This is a genomic window from Anaerostipes sp. MSJ-23 (assembly GCF_018918155.1).
Classification (GTDB): domain Bacteria; phylum Bacillota; class Clostridia; order Lachnospirales; family Lachnospiraceae; genus Anaerostipes.
On sequence record NZ_JAHLPY010000021.1, the window covers coordinates 1 to 18,706 of the forward strand.

At 36.7% G+C, this 18,706-nt stretch carries 17 protein-coding genes and 2 tRNA genes; 2 read left to right on the forward strand and 17 right to left on the reverse strand.

Annotation, left to right across the window (positions count from 1 at the left end; translation table 11 throughout):
- Positions 1-300 precede the first annotated feature (300 nt).
- From KQI71_RS11120 to KQI71_RS11160, 9 genes are all read right to left on the reverse strand, one after another.
- A tRNA-Ser gene (locus KQI71_RS11120) sits at positions 301-389 on the reverse strand.
- 31 nt (positions 390-420) lie between these two features.
- Positions 421-506, reverse strand: a tRNA-Ser gene (locus tag KQI71_RS11125).
- A 96-nt stretch (positions 507-602) separates the two neighbouring features.
- Positions 603-1,391 (reverse strand): 2-C-methyl-D-erythritol 4-phosphate cytidylyltransferase, encoded by a 789-nt coding sequence (gene ispD, locus KQI71_RS11130; protein ID WP_216436204.1) that lies wholly within the window; start codon positions 1,389-1,391, stop codon positions 603-605.
- Positions 1,392-1,402: 11 nt separating this feature from the next.
- Entirely contained in the window at positions 1,403-2,425 is a 1,023-nt protein-coding gene (gene tsaD, locus KQI71_RS11135; RefSeq protein WP_216436205.1) for a tRNA (adenosine(37)-N6)-threonylcarbamoyltransferase complex transferase subunit TsaD, read from the reverse strand.
- Positions 2,426-2,431: 6 nt separating this feature from the next.
- Positions 2,432-3,346, reverse strand: coding sequence for a ribonuclease Z (locus KQI71_RS11140; protein ID WP_216436206.1), 915 nt, complete (start codon positions 3,344-3,346; stop codon positions 2,432-2,434).
- Between the two features lie 54 nt (positions 3,347-3,400).
- The gene (gene rimI / locus KQI71_RS11145; RefSeq protein ID WP_253288064.1) at positions 3,401-4,135 is read right to left on the reverse strand and encodes a ribosomal protein S18-alanine N-acetyltransferase; all 735 of its coding nucleotides are present in this window, start codon (positions 4,133-4,135) and stop codon (positions 3,401-3,403) included.
- A complete protein-coding gene (gene tsaB / locus KQI71_RS11150; RefSeq protein WP_216436207.1) occupies positions 4,122-4,832 on the reverse strand; it encodes a tRNA (adenosine(37)-N6)-threonylcarbamoyltransferase complex dimerization subunit type 1 TsaB in 711 nt (236 codons plus the stop codon). The genes rimI and tsaB overlap by 14 nt, the downstream gene beginning before the upstream one ends.
- On the reverse strand, positions 4,833-5,258 hold the full coding sequence (gene tsaE, locus KQI71_RS11155) for a tRNA (adenosine(37)-N6)-threonylcarbamoyltransferase complex ATPase subunit type 1 TsaE (RefSeq protein WP_216436208.1): 426 nt from the start codon (positions 5,256-5,258) through the stop codon (positions 4,833-4,835).
- Between the two features lie 121 nt (positions 5,259-5,379).
- Positions 5,380-5,982, reverse strand: coding sequence for a YcxB family protein (locus KQI71_RS11160; RefSeq protein ID WP_216436209.1), 603 nt, complete (start codon positions 5,980-5,982; stop codon positions 5,380-5,382).
- Positions 5,983-6,138: 156 nt separating this feature from the next.
- Between KQI71_RS11160 and KQI71_RS11165 the strand changes: the two genes are divergently transcribed.
- Positions 6,139-7,158, forward strand: coding sequence for an asparaginase (locus KQI71_RS11165; RefSeq protein ID WP_216436210.1), 1,020 nt, complete (start codon positions 6,139-6,141; stop codon positions 7,156-7,158).
- A 135-nt stretch (positions 7,159-7,293) separates the two neighbouring features.
- Positions 7,294-7,836, forward strand: a complete 543-nt coding sequence (locus KQI71_RS11170) for a stage V sporulation T C-terminal domain-containing protein (RefSeq protein ID WP_216436211.1) — start codon at positions 7,294-7,296, stop codon at positions 7,834-7,836.
- A gap of 35 nt (positions 7,837-7,871) precedes the next feature.
- On the opposite strand, the gene KQI71_RS11175 is transcribed toward KQI71_RS11170, so the two are convergent.
- From KQI71_RS11175 to KQI71_RS11210, 8 genes are all read right to left on the reverse strand, one after another.
- Positions 7,872-8,618, reverse strand: coding sequence for an aminotransferase class IV (locus tag KQI71_RS11175; RefSeq protein WP_216436212.1), 747 nt, complete (start codon positions 8,616-8,618; stop codon positions 7,872-7,874).
- On the reverse strand, positions 8,615-9,982 hold the full coding sequence (pabB, locus tag KQI71_RS11180; protein ID WP_216436213.1) for an aminodeoxychorismate synthase component I: 1,368 nt from the start codon (positions 9,980-9,982) through the stop codon (positions 8,615-8,617). Before pabB ends, KQI71_RS11175 begins: the two co-directional genes overlap by 4 nt.
- Complete coding sequence (locus KQI71_RS11185; protein ID WP_216436214.1) at positions 9,939-10,577, reverse strand: anthranilate synthase component II; 639 nt, start codon at positions 10,575-10,577, stop codon at positions 9,939-9,941. Before KQI71_RS11185 ends, pabB begins: the two co-directional genes overlap by 44 nt.
- A gap of 149 nt (positions 10,578-10,726) precedes the next feature.
- Positions 10,727-13,549, reverse strand: a complete 2,823-nt coding sequence (uvrA, locus tag KQI71_RS11190; protein WP_216436215.1) for an excinuclease ABC subunit UvrA — start codon at positions 13,547-13,549, stop codon at positions 10,727-10,729.
- A gap of 13 nt (positions 13,550-13,562) precedes the next feature.
- A complete protein-coding gene (gene uvrB / locus KQI71_RS11195) occupies positions 13,563-15,551 on the reverse strand; it encodes an excinuclease ABC subunit UvrB (protein WP_216436216.1) in 1,989 nt (662 codons plus the stop codon).
- A gap of 240 nt (positions 15,552-15,791) precedes the next feature.
- Positions 15,792-15,977, reverse strand: a complete 186-nt coding sequence (locus KQI71_RS12630; protein WP_253288066.1) for a hypothetical protein — start codon at positions 15,975-15,977, stop codon at positions 15,792-15,794.
- Between the two features lie 347 nt (positions 15,978-16,324).
- Positions 16,325-17,458 carry a S41 family peptidase gene (locus KQI71_RS11205; protein WP_216436217.1) on the reverse strand — a complete coding sequence of 378 codons (1,134 nt, stop codon included), beginning with the start codon at positions 17,456-17,458 and terminating at the stop codon, positions 16,325-16,327.
- A 124-nt stretch (positions 17,459-17,582) separates the two neighbouring features.
- Positions 17,583-18,668, reverse strand: a complete 1,086-nt coding sequence (locus tag KQI71_RS11210; protein ID WP_216436218.1) for a PucR family transcriptional regulator — start codon at positions 18,666-18,668, stop codon at positions 17,583-17,585.
- Between the last annotated feature and the right edge of the window lie 38 nt (positions 18,669-18,706).

Consider the following 18,706-nt stretch of genomic DNA (forward strand, 5'->3'; position numbering starts at 1 on the left):
CTTTATCCTTGTTATTACTGTTCTTAAAGAACGTTCGTCGATTTTTACTAAAATCGTCTGAAAAATTCAATTGAATTTTCAAGGTTGTCTTATTGTTCAGTTGTCAATGTTCTGTGATTTGCTTCTGTGTGTAAGAAGCTTTTCTATTATATCACTCTGTTCTTTGTTTGTCAAGAACTTTTTTGATTTATTTTGTTGCTTTCTGTCTTATCAGGACCGCAGCAACTTTTACATCATACTACATTCTTTCCAATTTGTCAAGAACTTTTTCAATAATTTATCCTTGGAATACATATCCAACGGAGAAGGAGGGATTTGAACCCTCGCGCCGCTATTAACGACCTACTCACTTTCCAGGCGAGCCCCTTCAGCCACTTGGGTACTTCTCCAAGGGTTGAATCATGACTTTTTCATGATTAACGGAGAGGGTGGGATTCGAACCCACGTGCCCTTGCGGACAAACGGTTTTCAAGACCGCCTCGTTATGACCACTTCGATACCTCTCCAGGTGTGTATTCTGTTTTGTTTTTGTGTCACTCACGCGACGACTTGTTTATAATACCAAACCAGGATACACTTGTCAACACTTTTTCAAAATTTTTTTATTTTTTTTTGATTTTTCTTTTCTGATGCTGCTTAAAAGCACGCATTTGCGCGCTTATTAGCTTATCATGAATTTGATGAAGAATCCGGAAAACTTTTCTTGCCTTCATTAAACTTCCTGCAATTTTTACATCCTCTGGCGTTGTAATCTTAATATTATCATAACCACCTTCAATAAGTTTGACTGGAACTTTTGCATAGGTTTCCACAACCATAGCATCATCTGTCGCGCTTGTATCGCCACTTTCCATCAGTGTCTCATAAGCTTTCTTTACAAGATCATACTCAAAACACTGTGGCGTCTGTACCTGCCACAACGTCTTTCTATCTGGTGTATGAATCGCATAATTTCTTTCATCAACCACTTTAATTGTATCTTTTACCGGCATACCAACCACACATGCCCGAAACTCCATGACGCTTAAAATACAACGTTTAATCATATCCTTATGAATCATTGGACGAGCTCCATCATGAATTAAAACATAATCTGCCTGATGGATTGCTTTTAGTCCCTCATAGACAGATGCATATCGTTCACAGCCCCCTGCAATAATTTTTGAAACCTTACGAAAACCGTATTTTTTCACAATATGCTCTTTGCAATAATCAATTTCATCTTTTCCGGTTACAAGAATCACCTCATTTACCGGACTGTTTTCAAACGCTTTCAATGCATAATAAACAAGCGGTCTTGATTTAATCAGCATATACTGTTTCGGAATCCCGCTTCCCATTCGTTTTCCTTCTCCTGCTGCAAGAACGATTGCAACTACTTTCTTATGCATACACACTTCCCCTATCTGGTTCCAATTTTTAATCCCGGAACTGCATTTAAATCCCATCCACTTCTTGTGCCATTGATATATTCATAATATCCACAGACTCCGATCATAGCTGCATTATCTGTGCAGAAAATCGGAGATGGATGATAAAATTCTATTCCAGCCGCTTTACATCTCTCCTGCATTTTTTCACGGAATGCATGATTTGACGCAACTCCGCCTGCAATCGCAAGTTTTTTATATCCAAGCTCTTTTGCAGCTTCTACCCCATGTGAACTTAATACATCAACAACTGCTTCTTGGAAAGATGCCGCAACATCAGCTCGATTTACCGTTTCTCCCTTCATCTCACATTTATTAAGATAATTTAATACGGATGATTTTAATCCACTAAAACTAAAGTCCATTTTAGATCCATGAACTTTTGCTCTTGGAAATGCGATTGCATCCTTATTCCCTTCTTTTGCAAGTTTTTCAATTTTAGGTCCACCAGGATATCCAAGTCCAATTGCGCGGGCCACTTTATCAAATGCTTCTCCCGCTGCATCATCTCTTGTACATCCAATAATTTCATACTTTCCATAATCTTTAACATCTACAAGATGGGTATGTCCCCCGGACACAACAAGACACAAAAATGGTGGCTCTAAATCTAAATGTTCAATATAATTGGCACAAATATGTCCTTCAATATGATGGACACCAACCAATGGTTTATTTTTTGCAAATGCAATAGCCTTTGCTTCTGCAACCCCAACTAAAAGAGCTCCAACAAGACCTGGCCCATAAGTAACTGCAACTGCATCGATTGTATCTAAGGTTTCTCCAGCTTCTTTTAGTGCTTCTTCTATAACAAAATTAATTTTTTCAATATGTTTTCTTGAGGCAATCTCAGGGACTACCCCTCCATATAACTTATGCAATTCAATCTGTGATGAAATCACGTTGGATTTTACAAATCTTCCATTTTCAACAACTGCTGCTGCTGTTTCATCGCAAGAAGATTCGATTGCAAGTATTTTTATCGTATCGTTCATAAAATCTTACTCCTCACAAAAATCTAAAGTTACTGTCTTTCCATCTTTTCCTGCCACTGAGCGCGGAAAAATCTTACGAACCTTGTCCATAAACTCTTCCGGTCTTACAAGAGACGGGCTATAATGTGTCAACCACATTTTTTTTACATCTGCCGTTTTTGCAAGATTCGCTGCTTCATAAAACGTCATATGTTTATATTCTCTGGCTTTCTTTTCTTTTCCTTCTTCTCCGTACATTCCTTCACAAATAAAAAGATCTGCCCCGGCCGCATGTTCCGCAATAGCCGGCACGGGTCTTGTATCCGTACAGTATGTCAGTTTAATTCCTTTTCTCGGAGCCCCAAGAATCATATCACTCGTAAGAATCCTTCCATTTTCATCTTCCACAGATTCTCCCTTCTGCAGACGATTCCAATATTTCATTGGAATCTGGTTATCCCTTGCTTTCTGTGGATCAAATTTTCCAGCACGTGGAATTACCACATTATACCCATAACAAATTACATTATGTTTTACCTGAAATGCCTCAATCGAATACCCATCCATCTCAATGGTATGTTCTTTTTCTCTTAATTCATAAAATTTAATTGGAAACGGAAGTTCCGGTGCAATTACCCTTAAGGAATTTACAATTTTTTCCACTCCTCTTGGTCCAATGATCAATAGCGGTTCGGTTCTCTCTGCATTTCCAAGCGTTAACAAAAGACCTGGAAGGCCGCTGATGTGATCTGCATGAAAATGAGTAAAACAAATTGCATCCAGCGGCTTTACACTCCAGCCACGCTCTTTAATTCCTACCTGTGTCCCCTCGCCACAATCAATCAACAGACTATGTCCCTGAAATCGGGTCATACAAGCTGTTAACTTTCGATATGGAAGAGGCATCATCCCACCTGTTCCTAATAAACATACATCTAACATATATCACCTTTTTACTATTACTTACCACCTATTAAGGTGAAAGCTTTACTACTTTCAAGATAAAATTTCTTTTTTTTCTGTTACCCTTGGTGGAATTTCAAACTGCTTGATCATACGATCATAACATCTCTCACAGATCTTAAATTCATGAATCTGTGTATCTTTGTCTGAAAAATATCCCCACTCTTTTTTTACTTCAATAAAATCACTTTTTTCTTTTAATGGATTTCCACATACATTACATAACATCGACTTGTCCTCCTTACAAGACTCATTATAAGAAGTCTCATGCGTTGTTTCTACTGGTAATGTCTGGAGCGGATTTGGATCATCCCAAAACATCAAAATGGCATCTTCCATTGGATTTGTGTAGTATTTTGGTCTTCTCCCATGCTCCTCAAATCCATTTTTTTTGTAAAAGTTTCTTGCAATGTTATTTGATTCCCGAACTTCCAAATAAATTGTTTCGACGCCCATCTTACGGTATCTTTCCCGAAATTCCTGTAAAAAAAGCGTTCCGATTCCCATAGATCGTATAAACGGAACAATCGCAATTCTTTGAAGTTCTCCCTGTTCCAAAATATGTTCTGCCATAATATAGCCGCTAATCCGGTTTCGATCACGCCATACATAAATATCACTCGTCTTTTTATAATAGAAAGACTCAATTCCTTCCTCACTCCATGGTTTGTGAAAAGACAATTTTTCAATTTCAGCAATCATTGGCAGATCCTGTGGCTGTGCCTTATGCACATGCCACTCTCTGGCATTTTGTTTATCTCTTTCCATTAAGCCGTTCTTCTCTTTCTCTTTCAGCCTGTGATTTTCTTAAATATTCTGGTACAAACTCATCAGCACTTACTGAAATTCCATTTTCATAATAAACTTTGGCCAATGCTCCAACTGCTGCTGCTCTTTGGCGATTTGCACATACCGGCGCAAAAATTGCATGATCTTTCATACTCTCTTCAATCTCTTCTTTATATACCGGCACTCCGTCTCCAAGGAAAATCACATCTTCTCCATATTCTTTTAACTGATTCAAAGTATCTTCTACACTCTGTGCACATTGTTTTTTTATTACCTGCATTTCTCCTTTATGAAATCGGTAAAATCCCGTATAAACTTGTTTCCTTCTTGCATCCATCATTGGGCAGATAATTTTTTCTACTCCAAATAACTGATATGCAAGACCATCTACTGTCGGCACTGGAATTATTGGTTTATTAAGGGCAAGCCCAAGCCCTTTTGCTGTTGCAGCTCCAATTCTAAGCCCTGTAAAAGAACCTGGCCCCATAGCAACTGCAATCGCGTCAATATCCTCCATAACAAACTCTGTCCGCTTAATTGCCTCATCCAACATCGGAAGCAAAGTTTGTGAATGTGTTAGTTTATTTCCGGTCGTATATTCTGCAATCAAACGGTCATCCTCAATAAGCGCAACCGAAGCAACCAGGCCGGAACTATCCAATACTAATAACTTCATTTATATCTCCTCTATTCGAATTTCTCTATAATCAAATCCCTTTTCAAGATTTTTTAAAATTTCAATTTTTGTATAATGATCTGGAAGAATTTCCTCAATTAGATTTGCCCATTCAATTAGACAAACCCCGCCACCATATACATAATCTTCATAACCAATTTCATCCATTTCTTCTACATCACCAATGCGATATACATCAAAATGATAAAATGGCAAACGTCCTTCCTCGTATTCTCTTACAATCGTAAACGTTGGACTCTGAATTGGCTCTTCAATTCCAAGTCCCTGTGCAAGTCCCTTGGTAAATACGGTTTTCCCGACACCAAGATCCCCATCAAGGCAAAAAACTTGCCCTTCTTTTACTTCTTTTCCTAATTTTTTACCCAGATCATACGTATCCTGAGCACTGTAACTTTCTATTATCATAAAAATAAATCCCCTTTTTTTGTGGAAACTTTCTTCGTTTTATTATATCAATCGCCAAAGGTTTTTTCAATCAGGGCCTTAAAAAAAGAAGAACCCCAGTGAGACTCTTCTTTTTCATCTATTATTCTTCAGAATTTTCTTCCTTTTGTGTATCTTGTCCATTTCCCTTTGCATACTTTGCAATAGAAGACTTTGAGGATTTTGCTCCAGCTCCATCCTTTCCTGCTTTTGATGTTCCATTTCCCCTGGATGTCTTGACACAATTTTCAATAAAAGAAGAAATTTCTTCTTTTTGCGCTCCAAATGCTTCCTCAGGAAATACAAACGCCTGCTGTTTTCCAGTATACAAAATGTATTCTCCAAAAACATGCTTTAATTTCCAGATCTGTGCCCATGTAATATCCGCTGATTCTTCTTCAATTTCAATATGAATTCCTTCTTCTGTCAACGTATAATAAGATGGTTTCTGATATACTGGATTGGTCAGTGCCTGTTTTTTTGCTTTAATATATAAAAGCAATGGATTTACGATCACTAATAATACAAGGATAACGATTCCCATAAAAACATATTTAGTACCTTCATGAAAGGCTGCTCCTCTCACACACATGACAATCCCAACGAGAACCATAAACGCAGAAAAAATACCAGATGATCCAAGATAAGTAAATGCCAGCGAAAATTTAAAAATATCTTTTGCCGTCAGCTGTGTTTTAAACTTCATAAATAATCTCCTTTTTCTCTTCGTCCGTTATTATACCACAGTTTCTTTTTTATGACTATTACCATTCCTTGTTTCTCTTATTGACGCATTTTTTGTTCCATGATATATTTTTTGCAACATAACCAGCCATAATTCAAAACAAAAAGGAGGATTTTTATGAAACGTATTTTACTCATTGCAACCGGCGGAACGATCGCTTCTACTCCATCTGATAATGGATTGGAACCTTCTGTTGATGTAGAAAAGCTCTTATCCTATATTCCAAGCGTCAGATCTTTTTGCCATCTAGAAGGGATCTCCATTATGGAAATTGACAGTTCCAATATAAATCCTTCTCATATGGAAAAAATCGCCAAGACTATTGAATCTTATTATGATGCTTTTGATGGTTTCGTCATTTCACACGGCACTGATACTATGGCATATAGTGCTGCCGCTCTTTCTTATATGTTAAAAAATCTTACAAAACCTGTTGTTTTTACTGGTTCACAGCTTCCAATAGAAAATGCAAAGACCGATGCAAAAAAAAATCTAACGGATGCAATCGCTTTCGCCTGCGAAAAGATTCGTGGAGTCTACCTTGTATTTCATGGTATTGCCATTCTTGGCACTCATGCAATGAAAACAAAAAGCAGAAATTTTGATGCTTTTCAAAGCTTAAATTTACCGCCGATTGCCGAAATTGATTCCTGTGACATCCGATATGAACCATCGCTTCCATTTTCTGTTTGCAAAGAAATCTTTCAAACAGCTACAACTCATAAAAAAACGTTTTTTGCAGATACTGCCTTATGCAATGATCTTTTTGTTTTGAAAATTTTTCCTGGTATGAAGCCAGATATTTTTGACTTTATCAAAACCACCTACAAAGGGGTCATTATTGAAAGCTTTGGTCTTGGAGGAATCCCAGAAAAAGATCCTGATCTTCATTCCAAAATTCATGAGCTAATTGAAAGCAATCTTTGTGTTGTCATTACGACACAATGTCTTTGGGACGGAATTGATCTTAATGTTTATAAAGTTGGTCATACCCTTGCAAAACAAAAGGTTATTCTTTCTGGAAACCTAACAACCGAAGCTCTTGTAATGAAACTTATGTGGGCACTGACGCACTTTGAAGATCCATCAGACATTAAAACATTCATTGAAACTCCTTATTTTTTTGATCATTTGTGAATAGAAAGCCATAAATAATATTTCAAAAGCAGAAATCAGGAATTTTACCATTCATGCATAATTCCTCCTACATTACAACATACTATCCATATAGTATAAAATATGGAAAATCAAGCCTATAGGAGGAAAAGATAAATGAGAGCTACAGGTATTGTTCGAAGAATCGATGATCTCGGAAGAATCGTTATTCCAAAAGAAATCCGGAAGACGATGCACATTAGAGAAAGCGATCCTTTGGAAATATTTACAGAAAAAAATGGAAATATCATTTTAAAAAAATATTCACCAATCGGAGAAATGGGAATTGCCGCCCAACAATATGCAGATTCTATCGCATCTTCTCTTCCCCATACTGTTTGTATCTGTGATCAAGACGATGTAATTGCCGCAGCTGGACCTGATGCAAAAAAGTTAATTGGAAAATCATTAACAGAAAAAGCTCAACTGTCTTTACAAGAACGCAGGCATTTTCTTCTTAAAAAATCAGATCCTTCTTTTTTCTCTCCGGTGGATGACCTCTCAAAGAGCATCTCACAAATAGCATTTTCAACCATTATTTCTGGTGGTGATGCTATCGGTCTTGTTTGCATCTTATGCGACAAGGAATCTTTAAGTGAGACTGATCTTCTCATTACAAATATCAGTGCTTCTTTTCTCGGAAAACAAATGGAAGACTGATCTTATTTTGCAGAATAGGGCTGTACAGACCTCTGTCAGCCCTCCATGCTTTCTTTCATCATTTGTTTATAATCTCTTCTTAATCGATCACTCACCGTCCGTTCTTTCCATTCCATCGTTCCAAAAGATGTTACCGGCATAATTCCAAGAAGCGAATTTGTAAGGAACATTTCATCAAACGATTCTATTTCTTCTGGCAAAATGTGTACTTCTTTAATTTTATAACGGCTGCATAGATACTGTCTGATAACTCCATCTAAAATTCCATCTTCCTTTTTCGGTGTATAAATTTCTCCATTTTTTACTGCAAATAGATTCGTTGTTGCCCCTTCACTCAAATACCCTTTGGTATTTAAAAACAAAGGTTCATCCACTCCATATTTTTTTGCCTTACGTTTCTCCATTAGATTATCCCCATAATTTAACGTCTTATGATAAGTCAATGGCGATGTCTCATTTCTTCTAACCTTACTTAACCCAGTAATAAAACCTTTCTCGTATTGTTCTTCTCTATAAAGATTATCTCTACAAGTCAAAATCTGATTTTCCATGGATACTGCAATTTTTAATACTTTATGCCCATTTTTTATTTCCGGATTTTTTAAAAATTCTTTTACTTTTTCTTTCAAATCCTTCATAGAAATGGAAAGATCAAAGAATTCTATTCCCTCTTTTAGTCTTTGCATATGCAAATCAAAAAGTATTGGTTTTCCGTCTTCTACTGCAATTGTTTCAAATACTCCAAGTCCAAAATAATAACCTTCATCTGGTATCAGTTTCATTCTTCTTCTCCATTTCCAAGTGCCAACAATAGTGCCTTTGCTTTTTGTATTGTTTCTTCATATTCAAATGCTGTGTCAGATTCATAGGTAATACCGCCCCCAACACCAAGATGGTAAATTCCATTCTGTACAACCAAAGTACGGATCACAATATTCAAATCACAATCTCCATTTAAAGAAAAATAGCCAATCGATCCCGTATATAGGCCTCTCTGACTTCGTTCTAACTCGTCAATAATTTCCATAGCACGGATTTTTGGTGCACCGGTAATTGATCCTCCAGGAAATGCACAGCTAAGAAGATCTACAGCTCCATACCCTTCTTTTAGCTTTCCCCGAATTTCTGATATTAAATGAAAAACCGTTGCATAAGTTTCTACTTCAAAATGTTTGGTCACCTCTACCGTTCCTGGCTCACAAATCCGATGGAAATCATTTCTTTCAAGATCCACAATCATAAGAAGTTCACTCCGGTCTTTTGTTGATTCCTGAAGTTCTTGTTCCAAAAATTCATCTTCTTCTTTTGTCCGTCCGCGTTTTCTTGTTCCCTTAATCGGTCTCGTAACAGCCCATCCATTTTTTATTTGAAGAAAACGTTCCATAGATGCACTAACAATCTGAAAATCTCCATATTGGAGGAATCCACCAAAAGGAGATGGATTAAATTTTCTTATATATTGAAATACTTCATATGGATCTTTTTTACTTTCCACTTTCATTCGACGAGTCATGTTAGCAACATAAATATCACCTTCCCGCATATAATGTTTCATTGCCTCAATTGCCGCCTGATAGTCTTCTTTGGAAAAATCAGAAGTATATGCTGCTGGCATTTTATGTTCCATTTGTTTTTTTTCTTCTACTTTAAGATTGTTTATAATCCGTTCCATTGTACAGATTTTTTTCTGCGGATCTTGCGTTTTCCCAAGCGCTGACAAATAAAGCTTCTTTTTCTTTTTATCCTCGATCAAAAACAAATCATAAAAAACAACCAATGCCTCCGGCATATTTATTTCTTTTTTATGTCTTGTAGAAATATTTTCAAATTTTCTTCCATAGTCATAAGAAAAATAGCCAATCGCTCCGGCTGTTAACGGAAGATTCGTTTCATTATCTTCGTAGTGTTCTTTTAAATATTTTTTCAGATAATTTTCTAAACTTCCTTTTTGTTTTTTCCCATTATGATAAAATATGCCTTCTTCTTCTTTTAAAATAAGATATGGATCAAATCCTATGATACTATACTGACCAAGTTTATTTTCCATAGAAGAATCAAGAAATACCGCATAGGTCTCATCCTTTATGAAAGAAAAGATCTTTTCAGCATCCTGATACTGTGTCAACTCTTTTACAATCGCTGCCATGATTGTTCCACCACCTTTCACTCATTGTTATAAAGTTTCTTAAAAGTTCGTGTCCATATTGCGTCAAAACTGCCTCCGGATGAAACTGAATCCCATAAATAGGAAATTCTTTATGATGCAAAGCCATAATCACACCATCTTCAGAACGCGCATCTATCCGTAATACCTTTGGAAATGCCTCTTCTTTTGCTTTTAAAGAATGATATCTCGTCACTTGATACTCAGAAGGAAGATGTTCAAATAATCCTTTCTGATTCGTCCGAATCATAGACAATTTTCCATGCATCGGTCGCTTTCCTTTTTCAATCACTCCATCAAACGCTTTTAAAATAATCTGATATCCCAAGCAAACACCAAGTATTGGTACTTTTCCTGCAAATTGTTTCACTACGTCAAGACAAGCACCACAATCATCTGGACTTTTTGGTCCTGGAGATATAATAATCCCACGAAGAATTCCTTTGTCTATCTGCTTTGATAGCCATTTTTCTGAAACCTGATCATTCCTCACAAGCATAATTTCCTGTCCAAGTTCCTGTAAATAGCTGACCAGATTATAAACAAAAGAATCATAATTATCAATCATCAAATACATATTTTTTTCTCCCTTATAAAAGAAAAAGACCACCAGAAAAAAAGATATTTTCATATCTTCTTTTCGGCAGTCTTCCTGAATTATTCAGGGCACACCCTGTTTTTTACTTTGTTCTTTTGTTTTATATCATATTTTTCTCATACGGTCAATCATTCTAAATATTTTTTCAAATATTGCCCTGTATAAGACTTCTCGACCTCACAGATTTCCTCTGGTGTTCCTTGTGCCACAACTGTTCCGCCACCAGCGCCTCCTTCAGGTCCCATATCAATAATATAATCTGCTGTCTTAATCACTTCTAGATTGTGCTCAATCACAATAACTGTATTCCCACCTTCCGTCAGTTTTCCAAGAATATCTACCAGCTTATGCACATCCGCAAAATGAAGACCTGTTGTTGGTTCATCTAAAATATAAATTGTTTTTCCTGTACTTCTCTTGCTAAGTTCTGATGCAAGTTTAATCCTCTGTGCTTCACCTCCAGATAATTCAGTCGATGGCTGTCCAAGGCGAATATACCCAAGTCCAACATCTCTTAACGTCTCCATTTTTCTGCTAATTGATGGCAGATTAGAAAAGAATTCACATGCCTCTTCTACCGTCATATTTAACACATCGTAAATACTTTTTCCTTTATATTTGACTTCCAGTGTCTCTCTATTATATCGTTTCCCATGACAAACTTCACATGGCACATAAACGTCGGGTAAGAAATGCATCTCAATTTTAATAATTCCATCACCACTACAGGCTTCACATCGTCCGCCTTTCTTATTAAAACTAAAGCGTCCTTTGTTATATCCTCTAGATTTTGCATCCTTTGTCATAGCAAATAGCTCTCGAATCTGATCAAAAACTCCAGTATACGTTGCAGGATTGGAACGCGGTGTCCTTCCAATCGGTGATTGATCAATCGCAATGATTTTATCTAGCTGATCAAATCCTTCGATCTCTTTATGTTTTCCAGGTTTGGTCTTTGCCCGATTTAATTCCTTTGCCAAACGTTTATACAAAATCTGATTTACCAGAGAACTTTTTCCAGATCCTGATACCCCTGTAATGCAAGTAAAAACGCCAAGAGGAATTTCTACATCGATATTTTTTAAATTATTCTCCTGGGCTCCGATCACCTTTAAAAATCCCGAAGGCTTTCTTCTTGTTTCTGGAACCGGTATTTTAATCCTTCCGCTTAAATAAGCTCCTGTAATGGATTTCTTATTTTTCATAATCTGTTTTGCTGTTCCTGTGGCAACCACTTCTCCGCCATATTCTCCAGCCTTTGGACCGATATCTACAATATAATCTGCCGCTAGCATTGTATCTTCATCATGTTCTACAACAATCAATGTATTTCCGAGATCTCTTAGATTTTTTAAGGTACGAATGAGTTTATCATTGTCCCTCTGATGCAGTCCAATGCTCGGCTCATCAAGAATATACGCAACTCCAACAAGACCAGAACCAATCTGAGTTGCCAAACGAATTCTTTGTGCCTCTCCTCCAGAAAGCGTCCCCGTAGCACGCGACAAAGTCAGATAATCAAGACCAACATCATTTAAAAAACCAACACGTGCTTTGATTTCTTTTAAAACCTGTTCCCCTATTAGTTTTTGACGTTCAGAAAGTTCCATCTGATCAAGAAATTGTACCATATCTCCAACTGACATTTCGCACATTTGTGCAATATTTTTTCCTGCGACGGTTACGGCAAGAGATTCTGCCTTCAGACGCTGTCCATGACATTCTTCACATGGTGTGATTGTCATAAACGTCTCATATTCTGCCTTCATATTTTGGGAAGCTTCTCGATAACGTCTTCCGACATTTCGAATGATCCCTTCAAAAGCCACGTCATAAACGCCTTCTCCTCGTTGTCCTTTATAATGAACTTTCACTTCCCGCCCGTTGGTTCCATAAAGAAGAATATTCTTAATTTTTTCTGGATATTCTTTAAATGGTGTTTCAAGATCAAATCCATATTCTTGTGCTAATGCATTTAAAATTGCTCTCGTATAGCTTTTCTTATCTGTACAAGACTGCCACCCAAAAACTTGAATTGCACCTTCTGCAATACTTAATTTCTGATCTGGAATCATTAAATCCGGGTCAAATTCCATCTTATATCCAAGTCCATGACAAACCGGGCATGCTCCAAATGGATTATTAAAAGAAAAACTTCTCGGTTCAATCTCATCAATGCTAATTCCACAATCTGGGCAAGAAAAACTTTGACTAAAATTTAATGGTTGTCCATCGATTACATCGACCGTCATTAAGCCATCCGTCAGACTAAGCGTTGTCTCAATCGAATCCGTTAATCGTTTCTCAATTCCTTGTTTTATAACCAAACGATCCACAACAATCTCGATGTTATGTTTCTTATTTTTTTCCATTGGAATCTCTTCTGAAAGATCGTAAATATTGCCGTCCACGCGAACACGAACATAACCACTTTTTTTCGCACTTTGAAATACCTTCGCATGTTCTCCTTTTCTTCCCCGAACAATCGGAGCCAACAATTGAATCCTTGTTCGCTCTGGAAGCTGCATCAAGCGATCTACCATCTGATCAACCGTTTGCTTACTGATTACTTTTCCACATTTCGGACAATGCGGAATCCCAATTCTTGCATATAGTAAACGAAAATAATCATAAATTTCTGTAACTGTACCAACCGTTGATCTTGGATTTCGATTGGTTGATTTCTGATCAATTGAGATTGCCGGAGATAAGCCTTCAATACTATCAACATCAGGCTTTTCCATTTGTCCTAAGAATTGTCTTGCATAAGAAGATAAAGATTCCATATATCTCCTCTGTCCTTCCGCATAGATCGTATCAAATGCCAAGGAAGATTTTCCAGACCCACTTAACCCGGTAAATACAACAAACTGATTCCTTGGAACCTCTAAATTAATATTTTTTAAATTATTCTCTCTCGCTCCTTTGATTCGTATCATTTCTTTTTTCATGATTTTACTGCTCCTAATCATCATAGTCTCGGTAGGCAATTTTAAATTCTTTTAATTCATCTCTCAGCTTTGCCGCCTCTTCAAAATTAAGCTCTGCTGCTGCCTGATTCATTTTCTTTGTTAACCGCTCAATCATTTCTTTGATTTCTTTTTTTGTCATAGATTCTACATCTTTGCCATATCCATCGTCTTCTTCCGTTTTGTCATCAGAAATACGAATCAAATCGCGGATATCTTTTTGAATCGTTTTTGGCGTAATGCCATGTTCTTTATTATATTGATCTTGGATTTCTCTTCTTCTATTTGTCTCCGAAATGGCTGCCTGCATAGAATCTGTCATCGTATCTGCGTACATAATGACATGACCCTCGCTGTTTCTCGCCGCACGTCCAATCGTCTGTACTAGTGACGTTTCTGAGCGAAGAAATCCTTCCTTATCTGCATCCAGAATTGCTACCAATGTAATTTCCGGAATATCAAGTCCTTCTCTTAACAGATTGATTCCAACAAGAACATCAAATACATTCATCCTAAGATCACGCACAATCTCAATTCTTTCCAAAGTATCTATATCCGAATGAAGATACTTAACACGAATACCAACTTCTCTCATATAATCTGTTAATTCCTCTGCCATCCTCTTCGTCAATGTTGTCACCAAAACCTTATGACCTTTTTGTGTTTCTTTATGAATTTCTCCAAGCAGATCATCAATTTGTCCAGAAACTGGACGTACATCAATGGATGGATCTAAAAGACCCGTTGGACGAATAATTTGTTCCGCACGCAACATTTCATGTTCCGCTTCATACTTCCCAGGAGTCGCAGATACAAACAACATCTGATCAATCTTTTGTTCAAACTCACAAAACTCCAATGGGCGATTATCTTTTGCCGATGGCAGGCGAAATCCAAAATCTACTAGCGTTGATTTTCTTGACTGGTCCCCTGCATACATACCACCAATTTGTGGAACGGTAATATGAGATTCATCAATAATCATTAGAAAATCATCTCCAAAGAAATCAATCAGAGTACTTGGAGGCTCTCCTGGCTTTGTTCCAGCCAAATGCCTGGAATAATTTTCAATTCCAGAACAAAAGCCTGTCTCTCTTAACATTTCAATATCAAAATTTGTTCTCTCAGCAATTCTTTGTGCCTCGATTAACTGATCATTTTCCTTAAAATAAGCCACTTGCTGCGCCAACTCTTCTTTAATCCCCTTGATCGCACGCTCAATCTGCTCCTGTGGGACAACGTAATGAGAAGCTGGAAAAATGGCTACAAAATTAAGACTACGTTTTACTTCCCCTGTCAACACATCAAACTCTACGATCCGATCAATTTCATCTCCGAAAAATTCCACACGAATGGCATCTTCAAATGTAGAAACTGGCAGAATCTCCAAAACATCCCCTTTTACACGAAACGTTCCTCTTTTAAAATCCAGTTCATTTCTTACATACTGAATATTAATGAGGTCATCAATGACCTGATCTCTGTCTTTTATCATTCCTGGGCGAAGAGAAATTAACATCTTCTCATAGCTTTCCCTGCTACCGATTCCATAAATGCAGGAAACACTGGATACCACAATTACATCTTTTCGCTCAATCAGCGCAGCCGTTGCACTATGCCTTAATTTATCAATCTCATCATTTACCGAAGAATCCTTTTCGATGTATGTATCCGTTGATGGTACATATGCCTCCGGCTGATAATAATCATAATAGGACACAAAATATTCCACTGCATTCTCAGGGAACATCTCCTTGAACTCTCCGTAGAGCTGTGCTGCGAGTGTTTTATTATGAGCGATGACCAGTGTCGGTTTTTGTAACTGCTGAATCACATTTGCCATCGTAAAAGTCTTTCCAGAACCCGTAACCCCCAGTAAAGTTTCAAATTGATTTCCTTCCTTAAATCCTTTCACAAGCTCTGCAATTGCCTGGGGCTGGTCTCCAGTCGGCTTATATGGGGCTATTAACTTGAATTCATTCATAGTAAATCCCTCCATTTGTGACTTTTTCTTTAACAAAAATCACATTTCATCGTATCTTTTTCCAATTCTATCTATTTTCTTCATTTTATCTGTAACAGTCCTTATTATATCAAAGACCATTTTGAAAGTATATAGATGGAGGCAAGAAAAGGGTACAAATGTTCGATTGCTATTTGTACCTTTTTCATTACTATTTTATTTTGCATCATGCTGCGGCGAAATATTCTTCTTCTCTTCTATCTATTTCTCATCATCTTTCCGAATTGTATCAATAATCCGACCTATATTACACGTAATCTGCCCCTTGCACTGATAAATATTCTCATTGATTTTCTTTTCCTGCTCAATAGCAATCTCTATATTCTCCGCCAGCTCTCCAATTGCAGAATTCTTCTTTGGATTGATTCCCGTTCTGGCAAGTAACAACTTATAGATAAACGTCTAATGTCCATCTTTTTCATTCTTGATAATCTGTTCAGCATTTGGCTCAATATCCTCTTCATATGACTTTTCATAATGTAACAGCAGGAATCATTCAATTATTATCAAAAAAGCAGGCAATGAAAAGTCATAAAACCTCCTCATCCACCCGCTTTTTACCTATACTCTCACCACTACCACTTTCACAACATCTAGATGTTCAACCACTCACTCACCACAAAATATCACCTATTTTTCTAGGAGACAAAATATTTCACTACATTTTCAGGAAACATCTCCATAAACAAAAATGGACCAAACAAAGCTAAGTGCTTATTTGATCCACTTTTTTATTATTTTTTACTTAAAATTTCGATTGCTTTATTCAATTGTTCATCAGCCTTTGTTTTCTCATTATCTTTTATCTTCACATTTGGCTGAATTCCTTTTTTGTGAATATTATGTCCTGCCGGTGTGTAATACGTTGCATAAGTTAATTTTGCGTAAGAACCATCTCCAAGTGAGAAAAATCCCTGTACAATTCCTTTTCCAAATGTCTTTTCTCCAACCAATGTTCCAGCTTTTCGATCCTTAATAGCTCCAGATAAAATTTCAGATGCACTGGCACTATTTCCATTAACAAGAAGACAAAGTGGCATATCTAGTTGTTTTTTATTAGTAGAGTTATAAATCTTCTGATTTCCATATTTATCCTGTGTATAAACAATCCGTCCTTTTGGAAGGATATCGTCTGCAATTTTTACTACTGCCTGTAACAAGCCACCCGGATTATCTCTTAGATCGATAATTAAAGAAGTAGCTCCCTGCTTCTTTAGTTTTGCAAGTCCAGATTCAAACTGCTTTACGGTCACTTCATCAAATTCTGAAATAGACAGGTACCCAATCTTATTCTTTAACATTTTTGTCTCAACTGTTGGGCTTTCAATCGCCTTTCTCGTAAATGTATAGGTTTTAGAATCTGTTTTACGCAAAAATGTCAATTTGACTTTCGTTCCTTCTTCACCTTTGATTTTCTGAACAATATCATTCAGACTGTCATTTTTTGATACACTCGTTTGATTAACTTTTGTCAGAATATCTCCTTTTTTCAGCCCGCTTCCATCGGCCGGACTTCCTTTGATGGTCTTTACAACCGTGATCAATCCCGTCGTATTATTTTGTGTCATATAAATTCCGACACCAGAGTATACACCATTAGTACTCTGCTGAAGTTCTTTAAAATCTTTCTTGGAATAATAATCAGAATATGGATCACCCAGCCCGGCGATTAGTCCTTTATAAGTGTAATCTTGAAGTTGTGTCTGGTCTATTTTTCCTTTGTAATATTTGTCGATTGTCCTTTCAATCTTTCGCACTTTCTGAACGGTTGCCATTGTCCCACTATATGCACGATAAAGAAAAAAGCCTTCCACTACACAAAGAACAACCAGAACACCGATCAGTATTTTTGATACTTTCTTGCTCATATGCGTCTCCTTCCCATCTTTTGGCTGTTTTTCATTATAGCAGATTCTCTGGTCCTTTTCTTAGTATCTAACTTTTTTCACAAATAATTCACAGATTTTTTGTGCAAACTGCTGGATATTTTTATTAATCCATCGTATCCATATGTTTCATATATTTCACAACCATCAGTGCAATTTTAAACGCAATGGCATCTTCAAAATTACGAAGATCCAAATTTGTATTTTTTTGAATCTTATCCAAACGATATACAAGTGTATTTCTATGAATAAATAACTGTCTGGATGTTTCTGATACATTCAAATTATTTTCAAAGAATTTATCAATTGTAATCAATGTTTCCTCATCAATAGAATCCGGTGAATAATCACCAAAAACTTCTCGAATAAACATCTTGCAAAGAGGTAGTGGAAGCTGATAAATCAGTCGTCCAATACCAAGTTGATTGTATGCAATAACGACTGCATCTTCATAAAAAATCTTACTAACTTCCAGCGCAATTTGTGCCTCTTTATAAGAACGTGATACATTTTTAATACTATCTGCAACATTTCCAATTGCAATCTTAGCATCCAAAATTCCATTGTCATGCAGCTGTTTTATCATCTCATTTGCCCATGAGAGAAATTGTACCTGCGTATCCTGTGGTCTAATTTCCGTCACATAAACAACACTTTTTTCATCAACTGCTGTAACAAAATCATCTTCCTTTACACACTCAAGCTGTTTCATTGCCTCAATCAGGTTGTGATCTTTTCCATAAGAACTCTGAACTAAAAACGCAACTCTGCGACTTTCAACATCAATATGTAATTTTTTGGCACGATTATAAATATCAACGAGCAATAAATTGTCAAGAAGTAGATTTTTTACAAAATTCTCTTTATCAAATCGTTCTTTATATGCTACCAAAAGATTCTGAATTTGAAGCACAGTAAGTTTTCCTACCGTATAAATACTCTCGCTAGCTCCCTGTACTAAAAGAATATACTCCAGACGTTTTTCATCAAAAATCTTAAAGTACTGAAATTTGTCAATCACTTGGCTTTCTGCCATCGACTCCGCAAATGATACCACTTCCTCTTCTACATCATCCATCGTTTCCATCGTCTTCACAACCAGATGCCCAGACGTATCCATGATACATAAATCAATATCTGTTACTTCTTTGATTCCGTTAATTGTTTCCTGTAAAACTTGATTTGAAATCATCCCTTCATCAACCTTTCCTATTCCTTCGACCTTTTCTT

Excerpts from the sequence above, each read along its gene's own strand:
- KQI71_RS11170 (WP_216436211.1), top strand. The coding sequence starts at position 7,294 with ATGAGAGCTACAGGTATTGTTCGAAGAATCGATGATCTCGGAAGAATC.
- KQI71_RS11140 (WP_216436206.1), bottom strand. The coding sequence starts at position 3,346 with ATGTTAGATGTATGTTTATTAGGAACAGGTGGGATGATGCCTCTTCCA.
- ispD (WP_216436204.1), bottom strand. The coding sequence starts at position 1,391 with ATGCATAAGAAAGTAGTTGCAATCGTTCTTGCAGCAGGAGAAGGAAAA.
- rimI (WP_253288064.1), bottom strand. The coding sequence starts at position 4,135 with ATGGAAAGAGATAAACAAAATGCCAGAGAGTGGCATGTGCATAAGGCA.
- KQI71_RS11210 (WP_216436218.1), bottom strand. The coding sequence starts at position 18,668 with ATGATTTCAAATCAAGTTTTACAGGAAACAATTAACGGAATCAAAGAA.
- tsaD (WP_216436205.1), bottom strand. The coding sequence starts at position 2,425 with ATGAACGATACGATAAAAATACTTGCAATCGAATCTTCTTGCGATGAA.
- KQI71_RS11165 (WP_216436210.1), top strand. The coding sequence starts at position 6,139 with ATGAAACGTATTTTACTCATTGCAACCGGCGGAACGATCGCTTCTACT.
- KQI71_RS11185 (WP_216436214.1), bottom strand. The coding sequence starts at position 10,577 with ATGTATTTGATGATTGATAATTATGATTCTTTTGTTTATAATCTGGTC.
- KQI71_RS11175 (WP_216436212.1), bottom strand. The coding sequence starts at position 8,618 with ATGAAACTGATACCAGATGAAGGTTATTATTTTGGACTTGGAGTATTT.
- KQI71_RS11160 (WP_216436209.1), bottom strand. The coding sequence starts at position 5,982 with ATGAAGTTTAAAACACAGCTGACGGCAAAAGATATTTTTAAATTTTCG.
- uvrA (WP_216436215.1), bottom strand. The coding sequence starts at position 13,549 with ATGAAAAAAGAAATGATACGAATCAAAGGAGCGAGAGAGAATAATTTA.
- pabB (WP_216436213.1), bottom strand. The coding sequence starts at position 9,982 with ATGGCAGCGATTGTAAAAGAGTTGACACAGTATCAGGATGCTGAAAAG.
- KQI71_RS11205 (WP_216436217.1), bottom strand. The coding sequence starts at position 17,458 with ATGAGCAAGAAAGTATCAAAAATACTGATCGGTGTTCTGGTTGTTCTT.
- tsaB (WP_216436207.1), bottom strand. The coding sequence starts at position 4,832 with ATGAAGTTATTAGTATTGGATAGTTCCGGCCTGGTTGCTTCGGTTGCG.
- uvrB (WP_216436216.1), bottom strand. The coding sequence starts at position 15,551 with ATGAATGAATTCAAGTTAATAGCCCCATATAAGCCGACTGGAGACCAG.
- tsaE (WP_216436208.1), bottom strand. The coding sequence starts at position 5,258 with ATGATAATAGAAAGTTACAGTGCTCAGGATACGTATGATCTGGGTAAA.